Origin of the sequence: Streptomyces sp. NPDC090108 (assembly GCF_044747185.1) — a bacterium.
In the GTDB taxonomy this organism is placed as follows: domain Bacteria; phylum Actinomycetota; class Actinomycetes; order Streptomycetales; family Streptomycetaceae; genus Streptomyces.
In genome coordinates, this window is the sequence record NZ_JBIVDQ010000009.1 from 300,360 (window position 1) to 319,975 (window position 19,616).

Here is a 19,616-nt window from a genome sequence, read left to right on the forward strand (position 1 = left end):
CGGCCCGGGCTTCCCCTCCGGGCCGCCGCGGCCAGGAAGGGGAGCCCGGGGACATACTCGAAGGGTGACCGACAACGCCCCCACCGCCCCCGAACCCGCCGGGACCCACCGGCCCACCACGGACACCGGGGGCGCCGAGGCCCCGGGTACCGCCGCGCCGTACGACGCCGTCGTCCTGGCCGGCGGCGCGGCGCGACGGCTCGGCGGGGCCGACAAACCGGCTGTCCAGGTCGGCGGCCGGGCGCTGCTCGACCGGGTGCTCACCGCCTGCGCCGACGCCGCGACGACCGTCGTCGTGGCCGGCCCGCGGCCGACCGTCCGCCCCGTGCGCTGGACGCGCGAGGAGCCGTCCGGAGCCGGACCCGTGGCCGCGCTGGAGGCCGGGCTGCGGCTCACCACCGCCGAGCACGCCCTCGTCCTCTCCGCGGACCTCCCCTTCCTCGACCCGGCCACCGTGCACCGGCTGCTGACCGCCCTGCGGGACACCGGAGCCGACGGCGCGCTGCTCACCGACGCCGGCGGCCGGGACCAGCCGCTCGTCGCCGCCTATCGCACCGACGCACTGCGCGGCGCCCTGGCCGGCCTCGCCGAGGAGCACGGCGGACTCACCGGGCTGCCCCTGCGCCGGCTCACCGGAGCACTGCGCCTGACCCGTGTCCCTGACGCGCTCGCGTCCTTCGACTGCGACACCTGGGAGGACATCTCCCACGCCAGGGCCAGGATCAGGGAGCATGGGCACGTGCTCGATGAATGGATCACCACAGTCAAGAACGAACTGGGTATCGACCTCGACGTCGACATCCGCGCCCTGCTCGACGTCGCACGCGACGTCGCCCATGGCGTGGACCGGCCCGCCGCCCCTCTCACCACCTTCCTCGTCGGCTATGCCGCCGCCCAGGGCAAGGGCGGTCCCGAAGCCGTCGCCGAGGCCTCGGCCAAGGTCACCGCGCTGGTGCGCCGCTGGGAGGAAGAGAACGAAGGGAAGAGCGGGGCCGACACCCCCGACGCCGGATGACCACCCCCGCCCCGGCCCCCGGCACCCGTGCCGGGGGACCCGGAGCCAAGGGCTCCCGGGACACCCGGGACGCCGACGATTCAGGCAACAGCCGCACCGGCCGCCGAGGCGGCAAGGGCGGCGAGAGGGAGAGGAGCGGGGACCTGGACGACCTTGACGTCGAAGAAGCCCTGGCGCTGGTGAGGAGCTCCAGGGACACCGCCTGCGGCACCCGGACCGCGCCCCGGAGCGATTCCCACGGGTCCCCGCAGACACCCGGGCACGGAACTCCGCACGCACCGGCGGCCGAAGCGCGCCACCGGTCCGTCCCCTGGCCCGGTGCCCGTGAGATCGCCGCCCGGGCCGCCCGCGGCGCGAGCCGTCGCGCACCCGTGTCCGTGCCCCTCGCCGACGCCCTGGGCCTGGTGCTCGCCGCCCCCCTGACGGCACTGAGCGACCTGCCCTCGTTCGACACCTCCGCCATGGACGGCTGGGCGGTCGCCGGACCGGGACCCTGGCAGGTGGGCGAGGAGGGCGTACTCGCCGGACACGCCCGGCCGGAGCCGCTCCGCGACGGAGAGGCGGCCCGGATCGCGACCGGCGCCCGTGTGCCCGCCGACGCCACCGCGGTCCTGCGCAGCGAACACGGCCGCACCGACTCCCAGGGCCGGCTCCACGCCACCCGGGAGATGAGCCACGGCCAGGACATCCGCCCGCGCGGCCAGGAGTGCCGCAGCGGCGACCAGTTGCTGCCCGCCGGCATCCAGGTCACCCCCGCCGTCCTCGGCCTCGCCGCGGCCGCCGGGTACGACACCCTCCTGACCGTTCCACGCCCCCGCGTGGACGTCCTCGTCCTCGGCGACGAACTGCTCACCGGGGGACTCCCGCACGACGGCCTGATCCGGGATGCGCTCGGCCCGATGCTGCCGGGCTGGCTGCGCGCGCTCGGCGCCGAGGTCAGCGCCGTACGCCGGCTGGGCGACGACGCCAAGGCCCTGCGCAGGGCGCTCACCACCTCGCGCGCCGATCTCGTCGTCACCACCGGCGGTACCGCCGCCGGTCCCGTCGACCACGTCCATCCCACCCTGGAACGCATCGGCGCCGAACTCCTCGTCGACGGCGTCCAGGTGCGCCCCGGGCACCCCATGCTGCTCGCCCGCCTCAAGGACGACCAGTACCTCGTCGGGCTGCCGGGCAACCCCCTCGCGGCCGTCTCGGGCCTCGTCACCCTGGCCGAGCCCCTGCTGCGCACCCTCGCCGCCCGTCCGGCCCCCGAGCCGTACTCGCTGCCCCTCCGGGAGGCGGTGCACGGGCACCCGCACGACACCCGGCTCGTCCCCGTGACACTGCGCGGCGACCGGGCCGTACCGCTGCACTACAGCGGGCCGGCCATGCTGCGCGGGATCGCCGCCTCCGACGCGCTAGCCGTCGTACGGCCGGGTGGTGCCAGGCAGGGGGAGGAGGTCGAGCTGATCGACCTGCCGTGGACGGCGGCGGGAACCGGGGTGTGTTTCACGTGAAACTTCCGGGCCATGACGCCATCGCCCGCCAGGCGGACGAACACCTGGTGACCCGACGGGTGGAACTCCCCCGGAAAGTGGTGGACCGTCCGATCCGCCAGGTCGTCAAGCGCCTGCTCATGGCCCTGCTCGTGCTGGTCGCCACCGCACTCGTCGTCTACGCCGACCGCGACGGCTACCGCGACAACTCCGACGGCCCCGTCGATCTGCTGGACGCGTTCTACTACGCGACCGTCACCCTCTCCACCACGGGCTACGGCGACATCACCCCGGTCAGCGACGGTGCCCGGCTCACCAACATCTTCGTCATCACCCCTCTGCGCGTGGTGTTCCTGATCATCCTGGTCGGCACCACGCTGGAGGTCCTCGCCGAACGCACCCGCGAGGAATGGCGGCTCAAGCGCTGGAGGTCCACCGTGCGCGACCACACCGTGGTCATCGGGTTCGGCACCAAGGGGCGGTCGGCCGTCCAGACCGTCTGCGCGACCGGCCTGAGGAAGGACCAGGTCGTCGTGGTCGACCCCAGCGCCAAGGCGATCGAGGCGGCGACCGCCGAGGGCTACGCGGGAGTCGTGGGCGACGCCACCCGCAGCGATGTCCTCAAGCGGGCCGAAGTGGACAGGGCCCGCCAGATCATCGTCGCCCCGCAGCGCGACGACACCGCCGTCCTCGTCACGCTGACGGCCCGGCAGCTCAACCGGAAGGCCAAGATCGTGGCCGCCGTCCGCGAGGAGGAGAACGCCCCGCTGCTCAAGCAGTCGGGCGCGGACGCCGTCATCACCAGCTCCGGCGCGGCCGGCCGACTGCTCGGCCTGTCCGTGCTCAGCCCGGCCGCCAGCATGGTCATGGAGGATCTGATCCAGCAGGGCAGCGGCCTGGACCTGGTCGAACGGCCCGTGGTCCGGGCCGAGGCGGGCAGGACACCGCGCGAGACGGACGACCTCGTGGTGAGCGTCCTGCGCGGACACCGGGTCCTCGGCTACGACGATCCGTCCATCGGCACCCTCCAGCTGACGGACCGCCTGATCACCATCGTCCGGGCCACCCCGAGCACCCACGTCACCCCGCACATCCGCCCTCTGCCGGGCGACTGACCGGGGATGCTCCGCGCGCGGCAGCGGGTCTTCTCCGGAGCCGGCCGGCACGGGGAGTAGCGTCGTGGACATGCATGCGATCACGATTTCCGAACCCGGCGGGCCCGAGAAGCTGACGTGGGCCGAGGTGCCCGATCCGGTGGTCGGCGAGGGCGAGGTGCTGGTCGAGGTGGCGGCCACCGCCGTCAACCGGGCCGACATCATGCAGCGTCAGGGCCACTACGACCCGCCGAAGGGGGCTTCCCCGTACCCCGGTCTGGAGTGCTCCGGCACCATCGCCGCGCTCGGCCCCGGAGTCTCCGGCTGGTCCGTCGGTGACGAGGTGTGCGCGCTGCTCGCGGGCGGCGGCTACGGACAGAAGGTCGCCGTTCCGGCCGGCCAGCTGCTGCCCGTGCCCAAGGGGGTCGGTCTGGTCCAGGCCGCGGCGCTGCCCGAGGTGGTCTGCACGGTCTGGTCCAACGTCTTCATGGTCGCCCACCTGCGCCCTGGCGAGACGCTCCTCGTGCACGGCGGCTCCAGCGGCATCGGCACGATGGCGATCCAGCTGGCCAAGGCCGTCGGCGCCCGGGTCGCGGTGACCGCCGGGTCGGCGGAGAAGCTGGAGTTCTGCGCCCGGCTGGGCGCCGACATCCTGATCAACTACCGCGAGCAGGACTTCGTCACCGAGATCAAGCGGGCCACCGACGGCGCCGGCGCCGACGTCATCCTCGACAACATGGGCGCCAAGTACCTGGACCGCAACGTCCAGGCCCTCGCCGTCAACGGACGTCTCGCGATCATCGGCATGCAGGGCGGTATCAAGGGCGAGCTGAACATCGCCGCGCTGCTGGGCAAGGAAGGCGCGATCACCGCGACCTCGCTGCGCGCCCGCCCGCTGAGCGAGAAGGCCGCGATCGTCGCCGCCGTGCGCGAGCACGTGTGGCCGCTGATCGACTCGGGGCACATCCGGCCGGTCGTCGACCGCGAGCTGCCCATGACGGACGCGGCCGAGGCGCACCGCGTGGTGGAAGGCAGCGGCCACATCGGAAAGGTGCTGCTGGTCGCGCCGTGACCGGTGGGGCGCCCGGCGGCAGCCCGGCTGCCGAGGGCGCCCCGGACCGTGCCCGCGAAGCACAGTCCCGCGCCTCTACGGCGGATGCCCGCGCCGCTCTCCGGAGGGTGACCCCGCCGCGCGGACACACCCCGGCGGTGTGGTCAGTCGCGCCGGATGCGCAGGCCCACGAAGGCCAGGGCCAGACCCAGCCCGATGAGCACCATTCCGCTGCCGAGCGGCAGGATCTGGAGCGCCGGCCCGGTGCGGCCCTCGCTCTGCTGGAGGCCGTTCTGGTCCGGGGACGGCGTCGCCGGGGCGGACTCCGTCGCCGTGCCGGTGGCGGCGCCGCCGCCCGGGGTCTCCGCCGTCTCCGGCTCCTCCGGACGGTCCCCGTCCGCGGTGTCCGGCTCGTCCCGGCCGTGCGAGGTGTGCTCCTCGCCCCCCTCGTCGTCCTGCCGGTCCGGACGTCCCGGCCGCATCCGTCCCTCGCCCGCCCGGCTGCCGGCCCGCGACGGCCGGGCGGGCGACGGCGACGGGGAACGTGACTCCCGCGAGGTGACGCGCGCCGGCACACCGGAGGAGGCGGACGGGGCCGGAGCCGAGGCGGAAGGAGAAGCCGAGGCGGCCGAGGCGGAAGAAGAGGACGCCGGCGGACCCGGCGGCGCGGGCTCGGCGCCGTACGCCGTGGCCGGACCGCAGGCCGGTGCGGCCGCCACGAGGACGAGCAGCACCCGCACGAGGCGGAGTGTGAGTCGCAGCCATGGAGTCACGTCGGTGACCTCCCGAGCCCAGTTGCCATTGACCGACGGAATACGCGCGACCGAAGGAAAGCGCGTGACCGACGGAAAACCGATGCCATCCAGACTCACATTCCGCGCAAGAGGCGGCATTCCGGATTGGGCCGACGGGTCTAAACGCCGGAACGGCCGCGCGAGGGGGCGCCCCGGTGGTGAGGTGTACCGGTGCGAGAGAATGGCGGCATGGAGATGCCGAGGAACGAACGGTCGCCGGAAAATCCCCAGATCCTCGTCATGGGACAGGACGGGATGGCCCTCGGCGGCGGCGGAGACGACGAGTCCCGCGAGACCCCGGTCACGGAGCAGGTCGAACAGCCGGCCAAGGTCATGCGCATCGGAAGCATGATCAAGCAGCTCCTCGAGGAGGTGCGCGCCGCTCCTCTCGACGAGGCGAGCCGCGCGCGTCTCAAGCAGATCCACCGCAGCTCGGTGAAGGAGCTGGAGGACGGCCTCGCTCCCGAGCTGGTGGAGGAGCTGGAACGGCTGTCGCTGCCGTTCATGGACGACGTCACGCCGAGCGACGCCGAGCTGCGCATCGCGCAGGCGCAGCTGGTGGGCTGGCTCGAGGGCCTCTTCCACGGGATCCAGACGACGCTGTTCGCCCAGCAGATGGCCGCACGGGCCCAGCTGGAGCAGATGCGCCGCGCGCTCCCGCCGGGCGCCGGCCATGACGGCGAGGACCCGCGCATGGGCACCCGCTCGGGCGGCCCCTACCTGTAGTCCCCGTCCGCGGAGATCCCGCGGAACCGGTCATGTGAAGGGCCCGGCGGTGCGTCCGCCGGGCCCTTCACCGCTGTCCGGGCGTCTCTACGGGTTGCCCGTCGACACGCTCAGCTGGATGTCGACGTTCTTGGGGTCGACATCGGTGCCCTGCAGGGGGAACTGCGTGATGACCGCGCCGTCGCCCCAGGTGTTCTCGTCGACGGGGTTCTCCTTGATCCGCCAGTGCGCGGCCTGCGCGCACTCCTTGACGGACTTGATGTTCTTGAACCGGAAGTCCGGCAGCCGGACCTTCTGCGGGTCGTTGTACGACTCCGCGGGCTCCGTGCACTCGGTCTTGTCGATCGTCCGGGTCGTGTCCGGGCCCTTGTAGCCCGCGGAGTGCCTGGCCGGCGAGTTCTTGGCGCCACCGCCGCCGTTGTTGTCCTTCTTGTCGCCCGTACCGCTGTTCAGCACCAGGGCGACGACCAGGCCGGCCACGGCGAGCCCCGCGAGGGCCGAGACACCGATCACGGTCCTGTTCATGCCGCCGCCGGGCCGCACCACGGTCCCGGCGGTGGCGCCGTAGGCCGGCGCCTGCTGCTGCCCGTAGCCCGCCGGCGGGGTCGCGTAGCCGGCCGCCTGCGGGTACCCGTACGCCGGGGCGGGCCCCGGGGTGGCGGGGGCGCCGTACGGGCCCGGCGCCGGAGCCGACTGGTACGGCGGCGTCCCGGCCGGGCCGGTGGGGGCGGGGGGCTGCTGTCCGACGGGCGGGAACACCGCGGAGCCGACGCCCGCGCCGCTCTGCGTCGGCGCGGCGTCCGCGACGATGCTCGGCGGCGCCGCCTGGAAGGAGGCGGCGACGCGCAGGCACTCGTCGCGCATGGACTCGGCGGTCGGGAAACGCTCGTTCGGGTTCTTCTTCAGCGCGCGGGCGATCAGGGCGTCCACGGCCGGGGGCAGCGCCCGGTTGACCGAGGAGGGCGCGACCGGCTCCTCCTGCACGTGCGCGTAGGCGATCGCGAGCGGGGAGTCGGCCTCGAACGGCAGCCTGCCGGTGACCAGCTGGAAGAGCATGATGCCGACCGAGTACAGATCGGAACGCGGGTCCACGCCGCGGCCGAGGGCCTGCTCGGGCGAGAGGTACTGCGGGGTGCCGACGACCATGCCGGTCTGCGTCATCGACGTGACGCCGGACTGCATGGCGCGCGCGATGCCGAAGTCCATCACCTTGACCACACCGCGCCGGGTGACCATCACGTTGCCGGGCTTGATGTCCCGGTGGACCAGCCCCATCTCGTGGCTGATGTCCAGCGCCGCGAGCACGTCCGCGGTGATCTTCAGCGCCTTGTCGGCGGGCATCGCGCCGTACTGGCGGAGGTCCTCGTCGAGGACGGAGCTGAGCGGGTGCCCCTCGACGTACTCCATGACGATGTACGGCGTGGTCATGCCGCCCATCTCGTCCTCGCCGGTGTCGAAGACGGAGACAATGTTGGTGTGCGTGAGCTTGGCCACGGCCTGGGCCTCGCGGCGGAAGCGCTCGCGGAAGGCGGGCTCCCGGCCCAGCTCGGTGTGCAGGGTCTTGACCGCGACCTGGCGGTCCAGCACGGCGTCGTACGCGAGGTGCACGGAGGCCATGCCGCCCTCGCCGAGCAGGTCGCGCAGCTGGTAGCGGCCGCCGGCCAGCGCCCGTCCCGGATACCGGCCCTGTCCGCCGCCGTCCTGGCTCATCTCTCCGCGTCCCCCACTGGCCGTCCGGCGCCGTCGCTGGGCGGACATGCCTTGATCGAATGTCCCATTCCCGGCCAAGTCTGCCCCAGGGCACGGACACGTCAAGCTCGGTGCCCGTTCCGTGACCGTACGCGAAAGAAGAGTCGCGCAAGCGTTACAGCGGGCGCACTCCGGCGCACAGAATTTGCACCCCGGTGCGTGCGGGAGGTTTCATGGCCGGTCCGCCCGTAGGCCGTTCCCGGCACCCGATCCGGACCGGCGGCCCTCGCGAAGGCTGTAGCGTGGCCGCGGAAGACCCGTGACAACACCGCGCGCACCGCGGGCAGAAACGACGGCGAGGACCGATGGCACAGACGCACAGCGCCCAGGGCCCGTCCGACCCCGAGGCGGCTGGCGGCGGGATGTCGGACGCGCCTGAGGCGTGGGGCAACGGAGGGCTGGTCGGCGACGGCCGTTACCGGCTGACGCACCGGCTCGGCCGGGGCGGCATGGCCGAGGTCTTCGCGGCGGAGGACGTCAGACTGGGCCGCACGGTCGCGGTCAAGCTGCTCCGTGCCGACCTCGCCGAGGACCCGGTCTCCAAGGCCCGCTTCACGCGCGAGGCACAGTCGGTGGCCGGTCTCAACCACCACGCGATCGTCGCCGTGTACGACTCCGGCGAGGACCAGGTGAACGGCCACGCCGTGCCGTACATCGTGATGGAGCTGGTCGAGGGCCGCACCATCCGCGACCTGCTGATGAACGCCGAGGCACCGGGCCCCGAGCAGGCCCTGATCATCGTCTCCGGCGTCCTGGAGGCGCTCGCCTACTCGCACCAGCACGGCATCGTGCACCGCGACATCAAGCCCGCCAACGTCATCATCACCGACAACGGCGCGGTGAAGGTGATGGACTTCGGCATCGCCCGCGCCCTGCACGGCGCGCAGTCCACGATGACGCAGACCGGCATGGTCATGGGCACCCCCCAGTACCTGTCCCCGGAGCAGGCGCTCGGCAAGGCCGTCGACCACCGTTCCGACCTGTACGCGACCGGCTGCCTGCTCTACGAACTGCTCGCGCTCCGGCCTCCGTTCACCGGTGAGACCCCGCTCTCGGTGGTCTACCAGCACGTCCAGGACATGCCGAACCCGCCCTCGTCCGCCTCCGACGGCTGCCCGCCGGAGCTGGACGGGCTGGTCATGCGCTCGCTGGCCAAGGAGCCCGACGACCGGTTCCAGACGGCCGAGGAGATGCGCGGCCTGATCCAGTACGGCCTGCAGATGCTGTACGACCAGGGCGGCCACACCGGCACCTGGAACACCGGACCGGTGGGCGGCCACGACGGCCGCGGTCCCGCGGCCGGCGGTTTCGCGCACACGACCGCGATGCAGCACCCCGGTGACTTCGGTTCCGGCACGACCCAGATCCCGCAGCAGATCATTCCCGGCCGCTACGGGGACGACGGCGGCTTCGAGGGGCACGGCAACCGGGGCAGCGGCCGCGGCAAGCTGTGGATCCTCGCCGTTCTCGCGGTGGTCGCGATCGCGGCGGGCGTGGCGCTGGCGCTGAACACCACGGGCGGCGGCGGCAAGCACCAGGGCACCGATCCCTCGACGTCCCAGTCGCAGCCCGCCAAGCACCACAAGGCGACCAAGAAGCCGTCCGACGACGGCGCCGACCAGCCCACGGACACGAGGACGGACGACGGCTCGGGCTCGGGCGGCGGCACCGGCTGGTCGCAGCCGTACACCCCGACGCAGGCCCCGACCACCGCGGACACGTCCGAGCCGACCGACGCGGCGACGACCCCGCAGACCACCACGGAGCCGACGGACCCGCAGACCCCTCCGACGACGCCGGCCGATCCGGCTGACGGCGGTACCGACGCGGGCACCGGCGACGGTGGCACCGGCACCGACGCGGGTGCCGTCGACGGTGGCACCACGGTGGGCACCACTCCTTGAAGGACACCGGACCCGGACCCCTCCGGACCGGCCGAGCCGGCGGTGCCGTGAGGCGCGGCGCACGGCCGGCCGGGACGGACGCCGGACGGGGTGCCGGGACGGACGGCTGACCGATCACCCGGCGGGGTCACCGGTACGGCCGCCGATACGGTTCACGCGCGCGTGCGAGCATCCGCTCCACGCGCGCTCGCCGTTCACCGGGCCCGCAGCCGTACCGGCCCGCCGTACCGGCCCGCCGTGCCGGCCCGCAGCCGCACCAGGGCCGCCTCCGGGCCGGGCCCGCCGCCGAACCGGGCCCGGGCGCCCGGCGGGCCGGTCACTCCGTGAACGCGTCGCGCACCGCGTCGTACTCGTCGGTCCACCGGACCACGAGCGCGGAGGCCGCCGGGAACTGGCAGTCCGCGCGGGTGTCGCCGCGCTCGTAGTGCCAGCGCAGCATCCAGAAGTCGTTCAGACGCTCCCACCACACCCGGTGCACGGCCGCCGCCAGCTCCGCGGCCGAGGCCCCGGCGGCGCGCCGGTACGCGCGCGCGTACGCCCGCACCTTCGGCAGGTCCAGCGCGCCCGCCGGCCGGACGAAGAAGATCGCGGCCGCGCGTACGGCCTCCTCGGCGCGGGGCTGCACGCCGAGCCGGTCCCAGTCCACGATGGCGGCCGGCGCCTCACCCCGGTAGAGCAGGTTGAACGGGTGGAAGTCGCCGTGCACCCAGCCGACCGGACCGCCGGGCGGCGGCCGGCGGCCGGCGTGCCGCTCCAGCAGCCCGCGGCGTTCCAGGAGCCGGTGCCGGGCCAGTTCGTCGAAGGCGTCGGCGGGCCGGCTGCGGCGGACCCGGGCCAGCAGGCCGTCGATGAGGGCGAAGGTGTCCGCCGGGTCGGCGCTGCGCACGGGGTGCGGGCCGGTGGCGGGGCGGGTGCCCCCCTTGGGCGGCATCACATGCTCCAGGCAGGCGTGTACGGCCCCCAGGAGCGCCCCGAGGCGTGCGCTCTCGGCGCGGGTGAGCTGGCCGCCGTGGCGGTGCCCGCCGTCGATCCAGGGGTGCAGGGCGTAGGCGTGGCCGCCGACGACGGCGACGGTGCGCCCCTCGCGGTGGGCGAGCGGCGGGGCGACCGGGACGCCGAGGTCGGCCAGGCGCTGGGTGGCGTGATGCCGTCGTTCGATGGCGGCCGGGTCGGCGGTGTCGGGGTCGAAGTGGTGCTTGAGGAAGTAGCGGCCGCGGGTGGTGCGTACCCGGTAGCCGCGGTTGAGCAGACCCTGCCGGACGGGCTCGCAGGCGAGTGCCGTACCGGCGGAGTACAGACGGAGCAAGGTGCCCAGAGGGGGCGCTTGAGGCACAAGGGGGGGTAAACAAGGGCGCGGCACGCCGCAGATGCTAGGGCACGAAAAGCGCCCGTGAGCTGGGGCTTGTCACAGAAAGTCGTCGTCGATCGCATTCGGTCACGGGGTGTGCGTACTGTGGCGAAACGGTCCGAATGCGTACGGGTGGACGGGCCGCTCTGCCGTTCCCTGACCACCTCGAACCCGTATTTTTCCGTCTTTGCCGGTGAGGTCCGTGTCACACGTCGGCTCTTCCCGTCCCCGGGGTGCCCGGGATAACGTGCCGTTGCTCCGGCCTCCTGCAAGGCTGTGACCAGCAAGCTTCCCGATCGCGCCGATTTACTTGGATTTCCAAGCAAAAACGCAGGTCAGGTGGGGTTTCACAGAAATGTGGAGCACTGGGTAACGTAAAAGTCGCAGGGCGCTCGCCGGGGCACCTGTCACGCCTGTTCCCGGCCGAGTGGCACCCACCCCGTGCCCGCGGTCGAGAACGGTGAGCCGCTCCCCCAAGCTCTGAACGAGCCGGGGGACCCCAGGCCTCACCGGCAACCCCGGGGGCCGGAACGACGGAGGAGCACACGTGACCGTGGAGAGCAGTGCCGCGCGCAAGCCGCGACGCACCGCCGCAGGCAAGGCCGGCACCACCGGCAGCGGTGCCGGGACCACCGGCGCCAAGCGCACCACCCGCACGACCGCGAAGAAGGGCACCGAGCCCGAGCTCGTGCAGCTTCTGACGCCCGAGGGCAAGCGGGTCAAGAACCCCGAGTTCGACGCCTTCGTCGCCGGGATCACCCCCGACGAGCTGCGCGGCCTGTACCGCGACATGGTGCTCACCCGCCGCTTCGACGCCGAGGCCATCGCCCTGCAGCGCCAGGGCGAACTGGGCCTGTGGCCGTCGCTGCTCGGCCAGGAGGCCGCCCAGATCGGCTCCGGCCGTGCCACCCGCGAGGACGACTACGTCTTCCCGACCTACCGCGAGCACGGCGTCGCCTGGTGCCGCGGGGTCCTCCCGGCCAACCTGCTGGGCATGTTCCGCGGCGTGAACAACGGCGGCTGGGACCCGAACAGCAACAACTTCCACCTCTACACGATCGTCATCGGCTCCCAGGCGCTGCACGCCACCGGCTACGCCATGGGCGTGGCCAAGGACGGCGCCGACGCGGGCGTCATCGCCTACTTCGGCGACGGCGCCTCCAGCCAGGGCGACGTGAACGAGGCGTTCACCTTCTCCGCGGTCTACAACGCCCCGGTCGTGTTCTTCTGCCAGAACAACCAGTGGGCCATCTCCGAGCCCACCGAGAAGCAGAGCCGCGTGCCGCTGTACCAGCGCGCCCAGGGCTTCGGCTTCCCCGGCGTGCGCGTGGACGGCAACGACGTGCTGGCCTGCCTCGCGGTCACCCGGTGGGCGCTGGAGCGCGCCCGTGCCGGCGAGGGCCCCACCCTGGTCGAGGCGTTCACCTACCGCATGGGCGCCCACACCACCTCCGACGACCCCACCCGCTACCGCCACGACGACGAGCGCGCGGCCTGGGAGGCGAAGGACCCGATCCTGCGTCTGCGCCGGTTCCTGGAGGCCGCGAACCACGCGGACGAGGGATTCTTCGCGGAACTCGAGGCCGAGTCCGAGACGTTCGGCAAGCAGGTACGCGAAGCGGTCCGCTCGATGCCGGACCCGGACCACTTCGCCATCTTCGAGAACGTGTACGCGGACGGGCACGCGCTCGTCGACGAGGAACGAGCGCAGTTCGCCGCCTACCAGGCGTCGTTCGCCGACGCCGATGGGGGTAAGTGAGATGGCCGAGAAGATGGCCCTGGCCAAGGCGATCAACGAGTCGCTGCGCCGCGCCCTGGAGACGGACCCGAAGGTCCTCGTCATGGGTGAGGACGTCGGCAAGCTCGGCGGTGTCTTCCGCGTCACCGACGGCCTCCAGAAGGACTTCGGCGAGGACCGGGTGATCGACACCCCGCTGGCCGAGTCCGGCATCGTCGGCACCGCGATCGGCCTCGCCCTGCGCGGCTACCGCCCGGTGGTCGAGATCCAGTTCGACGGCTTCGTCTTCCCGGCGTACGACCAGATCGTCACCCAGCTCGCGAAGATGCACGCCCGCTCGCTCGGCAAGGTCAAGATGCCGGTCGTCATCCGCATCCCCTACGGCGGCGGCATCGGCGCGGTCGAGCACCACTCGGAGTCCCCCGAGGCGCTCTTCGCGCACGTGGCGGGCCTGAAGGTCGTCAGCCCCTCCAACCCGTCGGACGCCTACTGGATGATGCAGCAGGCCATCCAGAGCGACGACCCGGTCATCTACTTCGAGCCCAAGCGCCGCTACTGGGACAAGGGCGAGGTCGACGCCGAGGCGATCCCCGCGCCGCTGCACAAGGCACGGGTCGTCCGCGAGGGCACCGACCTCACCCTGGCCGCCTACGGCCCCATGGTGAAGCTCTGCCAGGAGGTCGCCGACGCGGCCGCCGAGGAGGGCAAGTCCCTGGAGGTGCTGGACCTGCGCTCGGTCAGCCCCCTGGACTTCGACACCGTCCAGGCCTCGGTCGAGAAGACCCGCCGCCTGGTCGTGGTCCACGAGGCACCGGTGTTCTTCGGCTCCGGCGCGGAGATCGCCGCCCGGATCACCGAGCGCTGCTTCTACCACCTGGAGGCCCCGGTGCTCCGGGTCGGCGGCTACCACGCCCCGTACCCGCCGGCGCGCCTGGAGGAGGAGTACCTGCCGGGCCTGGACCGGGTGCTCGACGCCGTCGACCGTGCCCTGGCGTACTGAGGAGAGGGTTCGTGACGACGATGACGGAAGCTTCCGTACGCGAGTTCAAGATGCCCGACGTGGGCGAGGGACTCACCGAGGCCGAGATCCTCAAGTGGTACGTCCAGCCCGGTGACACCGTCACCGACGGCCAGGTGGTGTGCGAGGTCGAGACCGCCAAGGCGGCCGTGGAACTCCCCATCCCCTACGACGGCGTGGTCAGCGAACTGCGCTTCCCCGAGGGGACCACGGTCGACGTGGGCACGGCCATCATCACGGTGGACGTCTCCGGCGGCGCCCCCGCCGCGGCGCCCGCCGCCGAGCAGGCCGCCGCTCCTGCCGTCCCCGCCGCGGAGCCCGAGGCCGAGCCCCAGGGCCGGACCCCGGTGCTCGTCGGCTACGGCGTGGCCACCTCCTCCACCAGGCGCCGCCCGCGCAAGGGCTCCGAGACCACGGTCCCGGCCCCCGCGCAGGCGATCCAGGCCGAGCTGAACGGGCACGGCGCCGCCCCCGCCCCGGCGGCGGCCCCCGAGCGGACCCGCCCGCTGGCCAAGCCGCCGGTGCGCAAGCTCGCGAAGGACCTCGGTGTCGACCTCACGGTGATCACCCCGTCCGGCCCGGACGGCGTCATCACCCGCGAGGACGTCCACGCGGCGGCCGCGCCCGTGACCGTCCCCGCGCCCGCGGCGCCGGCCGCGGAACCGGCGGCTCCCGCCGCCGCCCAGGCCCCGGTCCCGGCCACCGTCGTCGGGTACGACGGCGCGCGCGAGACCCGCATCCCGGTCAAGGGCGTCCGCAAGGCGACCGCGCAGGCGATGATCGGCTCCGCGTTCACGGCCCCGCACGTCACGGAGTTCGTGACGGTGGACGTGACCCGCACGATGAAGCTGGTCGAGGAACTCAAGCAGGACAAGGAGTTCCAGGGGCTGCGCGTCAACCCGCTGCTCCTGATCGCCAAGGCCCTGCTGGTCGCCATCAAGCGCAACCCGGACGTCAACGCGTCCTGGGACGAGGCCAACCAGGAGATCGTGCTCAAGCACTACGTCAACCTGGGCATCGCGGCCGCGACCCCGCGCGGTCTGATCGTGCCGAACATCAAGGACGCCCACGCCAAGACGCTCCCGCAGCTGTCCGAGGCCCTGGGCGAACTGGTGGGCACGGCTCGTGAGGGCAGGACCAGCCCGGCGGCCATGCAGGGCGGCACGGTGACCATCACCAACGTCGGCGTCTTCGGCGTCGACACCGGCACGCCCATCCTCAACCCCGGCGAGTCCGCGATCCTCGCGATCGGCGCGATCAAGCTCCAGCCGTGGGTCCACAAGGGCAAGGTCAAGCCCCGTCAGGTCACCACCCTGGCGCTCAGCTTCGACCACCGCCTGGTCGACGGCGAACTGGGCTCCAAGGTCCTCGCCGACGTGGCGGCGATCCTGGAACAGCCCAAGCGGCTGATCTCCTGGGCCTGACCGCCCCCGCTCGAACGGAAGAGCCGCGCACCCGCCCCGGGTGCGCGGCTCCGCCGTTTCCCGCCGACCGAGCCGACCGAGCCGACCGAGCCGACCGAGCCGACCGAGCCGACCGAGCCGACCGAGCCGACCGAGCCGACCGAGCCGACCGAGCCGACCGCGGCCGCTCAGGCGGGGTCGATCGGAAGCGATCGGAGCCGATCGGTGAGGTCTCCGTCCGGTACGCCCTGGAGTCGGGGTGTGATGCCAACTGCCGTAAGTTGTCGGCATGGTGACGGGTCAGAGAAGCGCGGATCGGCAAGAGGCGAGTCCAACGGAGCCATCCGGCAAGGGACTTGTCCGTTCCTCGGCACTGATGGCCGTCGGCACCGTCGTCTCCCGGGGGACCGGGCTGGTCCGCCAGGTGCTCCAGGCGGCCGCGCTCGGCACAGGCCTGCTCGCCAGTACGTACAACACGGCGAACACCGTGCCGACGAGCCTCTACACCCTGATCATCGGCGGCGCGCTCAACGCCGTACTGGTGCCGCAGCTGGTGCGGGCCCGGGCCACGCACCCCGACGGGGGCCGGGCCTACGAACAGCGGCTCGTGACGCTCGTGGTCGGCGTGCTGGCCGTCGGGACCGCGCTCGCGGTGTGGGCGGCTCCGGAGGTCGTGGGGCTGTACATGCGGGACACCCCCGACCGGCACGAGGCCTACCGGCTCACCGTCGTCTTCGCCCGCTTCCTGCTCCCGCAGATCTTCTTCTACGGGGTCTTCTCCATCTACGGCCAGATCCTCAACGCCCGTGAGAAGTTCGGCGCGATGATGTGGACGCCGGTGCTGAACAACTTCGTGCTGATCGGCATGTTCGGCGTCTACCTCGGGATGATGACCGTCCCGCACACCGTCGCCGAGGTCACCGGGGCCCAGGTGCGGTGGCTCGGCATCGGCACGACCGCCGGCATCGCCCTACAGGCCCTCGCGCTCGTCCCCTTCGCCCGTGCGGCGGGCTTCCGCTTCCGGCCGCGCTTCGACTGGCGCGGCACCGGCCTCGGCTCCGGGGTGCACGCGGCCAAGTGGACGCTGCTGTTCGTGCTGGCCAACCAGGTGGCGCTGACCGTCGTCACCAACTACGCCAACGCGGCCGACCAGGCGCTGCCGAAGGCGGGCGTGGGCTACACGGCGTACAGCTACGCGCAGACCATCTGGCTGCTGCCGCAGTCCGTCGTCACCGTCTCCCTGGTCACGGCACTGCTGCCGCGCATGAGCAAGGCGGCCGCCGAGGGCCGCAGCGGCGACCTGCGCGCCGACCTGGCCCGGGCGCTGCGGATCAGCGGTGCCGTCATCGTGCCCGCGGGCTTCCTGTTCGTCGCGCTCGGACCGGACATCGCCGCGCTGCTCTTCGCCCACGGTGCCGCGGACGCGGCCTCCGCCCGGCCGCTCGGGTACATGCTCCAGGCCTTCGGGCTCGGGCTGATCCCGTTCTCCGCGCAGTATCTGCTGCTGCGCGGCTTCTACGCCTTCGAGGACACCCGTACGCCGTTCTTCATGGCCGTGTGGATCGGCGCCGTCAACATCGCGCTCGCCACCGCCTGCCATGTGCTGCTGCCCGCCCGCTGGGCGGTCACCGGCATGGCCGGCGCCTACACGCTCTCCTACTGCGCGGGCCTCCTGCTCACCTCCCGGCTGCTGGCCCGCCGCACCGGTGGCCGCCTCGACGACGGTGCCCTGCGCGGCACGTACGCCAAGCTGCTGACCGCCGGAGCCGGGGGCGCGGTGGCGGCGTGGGCCGCTGCGGACGCCTGCGGGCGGGCGCTCGGCGGGAGCGGCACGGTGGCCACGGCCGCGGCCACCGCCGCCGGTACCGTCGCACTCGCCGTGGTCTTCGTCGTCCTGGGGCGGCTGCTGCGCATCGCCGAACTGCGCCGGCTCCCCGGCCTCGGCTGAGCCTGCGGGGCCGTGCTCTGCGGTAGCCTCGGAGACCTGGAGGGGACGGCCGCACCTTCGGATTGCGGCCGCCCCCTCCTCCTTTTCCCGGGCGGAAGGGAACGGGGCCGTTCCTAGCGCCCGTTGAGGACGTACACCGGTGCCCCGTCCTCCGAGCCGCCCTGCGAGCGGATGCAGGCGTGCTTGCGCAGCAGGCGCAGGCATTCGTTGACGCGGTGCACGGACAGGCCCGTGCGGGCGGCGATCGCTTCGAGCGGCTCCCGCAGTTCACCCTTCTCGACGAGCACCGGGGCGATCACCACGGCGACCGTCCACACGTCCTCGGTCACCGACAGCCGCTCCCGCCAGTCGGCCAGCACCGACTCCGTGGTGGGCAGCGCCAGGGGCGGTCGTCCGGGCGTCCGGCGTTCGAGGACGAGGGCGTCGAGCCGGTCCGCGATGCGTTCCATCGCCCGGACCATGGCCTGCTGCACGGCGAGCGTGGCCTGTTGCACCGCGAGGGTGGACTGCTGGACGGCGAGCGTGGACTGCTGGGTGGCCAGGTTCTCCCGCTGGATCTCCAGCATCTCCCTCTGCAGGGTGAGCGAATCGCGCTGCAGGGTGACCGACTCGCGCTGCCCGGTCGCCAGTTCCTCGTCCAGCCGGAGGTTGTGCGCCTCCAGACGGACGATGGCCTCGGCGACCTGCTCCGGCATGGCGTAGGCGATGGGAGCACCCGGATCGGCCGGCTGCACCTCCGCCTCCTCCAGGGTGTACGAGCCCTCCCGCTGCACGGTCTCGATCACCTCGGCGGCCCACTGCTTGAACGGGGCGCAGGCGGGCTTGGTGCAGGCGTTGACGAGGAGGATGAGACCTTGGAGAGAGATGATGTTCAGATCTCGGCGCCACTGCCTGCCTGCGGGAACGCTGAGACCGTAACCTCCAGTTAGGGTCTCGAGCATCTCTCGGTGCTCCTCGGGGACGTGGTCCGCGAGTGCCTTCTGCGGGTTGGAATGCCCCAGTCGCTTGCACACATCCACCGCCGGGAACCAATGGGTTCCGTCCGGCATGGTCAGACGGCGGACCCGGTCGCCCGTCGCCGCGTACACGAAGTCGCTCACGTCGATCGCCTCATGGCGCGCGGCGGAGTCGGGCTGCTTGCTGGGTTCGTTCATGTGAACCACCTCCGTCGCGGAACGTAGAGGCGGCGAAATCGAATATGCCAGCAGTGCGGGGGATGTTCATGAATGCGAGGGAAGATCAGGGGATCTGCCTCGCGGCCTGCGGCTTCTCTTGTATGTGCGTGCCTGTACGGGGCGACATATGGGGGCATATGCGAAGACCCGCCGCCCCCTGATGCGGGTGCGACGGGTCCGTGGTGCGGGTGGTGTCAGCGCGCGAAGCCGTAGTTGAGGAGCTTCGTGGCGTCCGTGCCGCGCTGGGCGACGGACGAGGAGGCCAGGACGGTGCCGATGACCGTCTTGCCGTTGCGGGTCGCGGCGAAGACCAGGCAGTACTTGGCCTCGGGGCCGGAACCGGTCTTCACACCGATGGTGCCGCTGTAGCTGGACAGCAGCGTGTTGGTGTTGGTCCAGGCGCCCATGGTGCGGGTGCTGCCGGTCTTGGTGACCGTCTTGGCGGTGTAGCTCTTCGTCTTGACGACCGTGCGGAACGTGGAGCTCTTCATCGCGCTGCTGGCGATCTTCGTCAGGTCGCGCGGCGTCGAGTAGTTGCTGCCGCTGCCGATGCCGTCGAAGGAGTCGAAGTGCGTGTTCTTCAGGCCCAGGCTCTTGGCGGCGCTGTTCATCTTGCCGATGAACGACTTCACGCGCGCGGCGCGCGCGGAGGCGGTGTTGCCGGTGGGGCCGGTGCCGAACTTGTCGGCGAGCGCGTAGGCGGCGTCGCAGCCCGACGGCAGCATCAGGCCGTACAGCAGCTGACGGACGGTGACCTTGTCGCCGACGATGAGGTGGGCGGAGGAGGCCGTGTTGGCGACGATGTAGTCGCTGTACGCCTTCTGGATCGTGACCTTGGCGTCCAGGTTGAGGTTCGGCTGCGCCAGGACGACCTTCGCGGTCATGATCTTGGTGGTGGAGCCGGTGGACCGCTTGGTGTCCGCGGCCTTCGTGAACAGCGTCGAACCCGTGCCGTTGTTCATCACGTAGCCGCCCTTGGCCACGATGGAGGGCGCGGTGACGGCCTGCGCGGGCGCCGCGGTGAAAGCGCCGGTGGCGAGCAGGGCGCCGGAGGCGACCGTGATCGCGACAGCTCGGCGGGAGCGGATGCGGGTGCCCTTAATGCCGGTAATCAAAGTGAAGTACCCCGATTGTCTTGAATGCCGCTACGGTGCGGCCGAGTTGAGGTGGCACGA

General features: G+C 72.4%; 15 protein-coding genes. 10 read left to right on the top strand and 5 right to left on the bottom strand.

Annotation, left to right across the window (positions count from 1 at the left end; genetic code table 11):
• Positions 1-64 precede the first annotated feature (64 nt).
• The 4 genes from ACIPRD_RS29520 to ACIPRD_RS29535 all read left to right on the top strand — a co-directional run bounded on the left by ACIPRD_RS29520 (position 65) and on the right by ACIPRD_RS29535 (position 4,659).
• Complete coding sequence (locus tag ACIPRD_RS29520; protein ID WP_401567414.1) at positions 65-1,015, top strand: NTP transferase domain-containing protein; 951 nt, start codon at positions 65-67, stop codon at positions 1,013-1,015.
• Positions 1,012-2,514, top strand: a complete 1,503-nt coding sequence (locus ACIPRD_RS29525; RefSeq protein WP_356401975.1) for a molybdopterin molybdotransferase MoeA — start codon at positions 1,012-1,014, stop codon at positions 2,512-2,514. Before ACIPRD_RS29520 ends, ACIPRD_RS29525 begins: the two co-directional genes overlap by 4 nt.
• Complete coding sequence (locus ACIPRD_RS29530; RefSeq protein WP_356401973.1) at positions 2,511-3,608, top strand: potassium channel family protein; 1,098 nt, start codon at positions 2,511-2,513, stop codon at positions 3,606-3,608. The genes ACIPRD_RS29525 and ACIPRD_RS29530 overlap by 4 nt, the downstream gene beginning before the upstream one ends.
• Positions 3,609-3,678: 70 nt before the next feature.
• Entirely contained in the window at positions 3,679-4,659 is a 981-nt protein-coding gene (locus tag ACIPRD_RS29535; protein ID WP_401567417.1) for an NAD(P)H-quinone oxidoreductase, read from the top strand.
• 143 nt (positions 4,660-4,802) lie between these two features.
• Here ACIPRD_RS29535 and ACIPRD_RS29540 read toward each other — a convergent pair whose 3' ends face one another.
• Entirely contained in the window at positions 4,803-5,378 is a 576-nt protein-coding gene (locus tag ACIPRD_RS29540; protein WP_401567420.1) for a hypothetical protein, read from the bottom strand.
• Positions 5,379-5,621: 243 nt separating this feature from the next.
• On the opposite strand from ACIPRD_RS29540, the gene ACIPRD_RS29545 reads away from it, so the two are divergent.
• Positions 5,622-6,158 (top strand): bacterial proteasome activator family protein, encoded by a 537-nt coding sequence (locus ACIPRD_RS29545; protein ID WP_356401967.1) that lies wholly within the window; start codon positions 5,622-5,624, stop codon positions 6,156-6,158.
• Positions 6,159-6,245: 87 nt separating this feature from the next.
• Here the strand turns inward: ACIPRD_RS29545 and ACIPRD_RS29550 are convergent, their stop codons facing one another.
• Positions 6,246-7,868 (bottom strand): protein kinase, encoded by a 1,623-nt coding sequence (locus ACIPRD_RS29550; RefSeq protein WP_401567521.1) that lies wholly within the window; start codon positions 7,866-7,868, stop codon positions 6,246-6,248.
• 344 nt (positions 7,869-8,212) lie between these two features.
• Here ACIPRD_RS29550 and ACIPRD_RS29555 point away from each other — a divergent pair, with 344 nt between their 5' ends.
• Complete coding sequence (locus ACIPRD_RS29555) at positions 8,213-9,811, top strand: protein kinase domain-containing protein (RefSeq protein WP_356401965.1); 1,599 nt, start codon at positions 8,213-8,215, stop codon at positions 9,809-9,811.
• Positions 9,812-10,127: 316 nt separating this feature from the next.
• On the opposite strand, the gene ACIPRD_RS29560 is transcribed toward ACIPRD_RS29555, so the two are convergent.
• A complete protein-coding gene (locus ACIPRD_RS29560; protein ID WP_356401963.1) occupies positions 10,128-11,144 on the bottom strand; it encodes a phosphotransferase in 1,017 nt (338 codons plus the stop codon).
• A gap of 562 nt (positions 11,145-11,706) precedes the next feature.
• Here ACIPRD_RS29560 and pdhA point away from each other — a divergent pair.
• From pdhA to murJ, 4 genes are all read left to right on the top strand, one after another.
• The gene (gene pdhA, locus ACIPRD_RS29565) at positions 11,707-12,918 is read left to right on the top strand and encodes a pyruvate dehydrogenase (acetyl-transferring) E1 component subunit alpha (protein ID WP_356401961.1); all 1,212 of its coding nucleotides are present in this window, start codon (positions 11,707-11,709) and stop codon (positions 12,916-12,918) included.
• A gap of 1 nt (position 12,919) precedes the next feature.
• Positions 12,920-13,897 carry an alpha-ketoacid dehydrogenase subunit beta gene (locus tag ACIPRD_RS29570; protein WP_356401959.1) on the top strand — a complete coding sequence of 326 codons (978 nt, stop codon included), beginning with the start codon at positions 12,920-12,922 and terminating at the stop codon, positions 13,895-13,897.
• A gap of 11 nt (positions 13,898-13,908) precedes the next feature.
• Positions 13,909-15,339, top strand: a complete 1,431-nt coding sequence (locus ACIPRD_RS29575; protein WP_401567424.1) for a dihydrolipoamide acetyltransferase family protein — start codon at positions 13,909-13,911, stop codon at positions 15,337-15,339.
• Between the two features lie 268 nt (positions 15,340-15,607).
• Positions 15,608-17,266, top strand: coding sequence for a murein biosynthesis integral membrane protein MurJ (gene murJ / locus ACIPRD_RS29580; protein WP_401567426.1), 1,659 nt, complete (start codon positions 15,608-15,610; stop codon positions 17,264-17,266).
• A gap of 113 nt (positions 17,267-17,379) precedes the next feature.
• Here murJ and ACIPRD_RS29585 read toward each other — a convergent pair whose 3' ends face one another.
• A complete protein-coding gene (locus tag ACIPRD_RS29585) occupies positions 17,380-18,420 on the bottom strand; it encodes a BRO family protein (RefSeq protein WP_401567428.1) in 1,041 nt (346 codons plus the stop codon).
• Positions 18,421-18,635: 215 nt separating this feature from the next.
• Positions 18,636-19,556, bottom strand: a complete 921-nt coding sequence (locus ACIPRD_RS29590) for a D-alanyl-D-alanine carboxypeptidase (RefSeq protein WP_356401952.1) — start codon at positions 19,554-19,556, stop codon at positions 18,636-18,638.
• Between the last annotated feature and the right edge of the window lie 60 nt (positions 19,557-19,616).

Bases quoted from the DNA above. Each gene is read 5' to 3' on its own strand.
- ACIPRD_RS29570 (WP_356401959.1), top strand. From the start codon at position 12,920: ATGGCCGAGAAGATGGCCCTGGCCAAGGCGATCAACGAGTCGCTGCGC.
- ACIPRD_RS29545 (WP_356401967.1), top strand. From the start codon at position 5,622: ATGGAGATGCCGAGGAACGAACGGTCGCCGGAAAATCCCCAGATCCTC.
- ACIPRD_RS29525 (WP_356401975.1), top strand. From the start codon at position 1,012: ATGACCACCCCCGCCCCGGCCCCCGGCACCCGTGCCGGGGGACCCGGA.
- ACIPRD_RS29555 (WP_356401965.1), top strand. From the start codon at position 8,213: ATGGCACAGACGCACAGCGCCCAGGGCCCGTCCGACCCCGAGGCGGCT.
- murJ (WP_401567426.1), top strand. From the start codon at position 15,608: ATGGTGACGGGTCAGAGAAGCGCGGATCGGCAAGAGGCGAGTCCAACG.
- ACIPRD_RS29585 (WP_401567428.1), bottom strand. From the start codon at position 18,420: ATGAACGAACCCAGCAAGCAGCCCGACTCCGCCGCGCGCCATGAGGCG.
- ACIPRD_RS29550 (WP_401567521.1), bottom strand. From the start codon at position 7,868: ATGAGCCAGGACGGCGGCGGACAGGGCCGGTATCCGGGACGGGCGCTG.
- ACIPRD_RS29535 (WP_401567417.1), top strand. From the start codon at position 3,679: ATGCATGCGATCACGATTTCCGAACCCGGCGGGCCCGAGAAGCTGACG.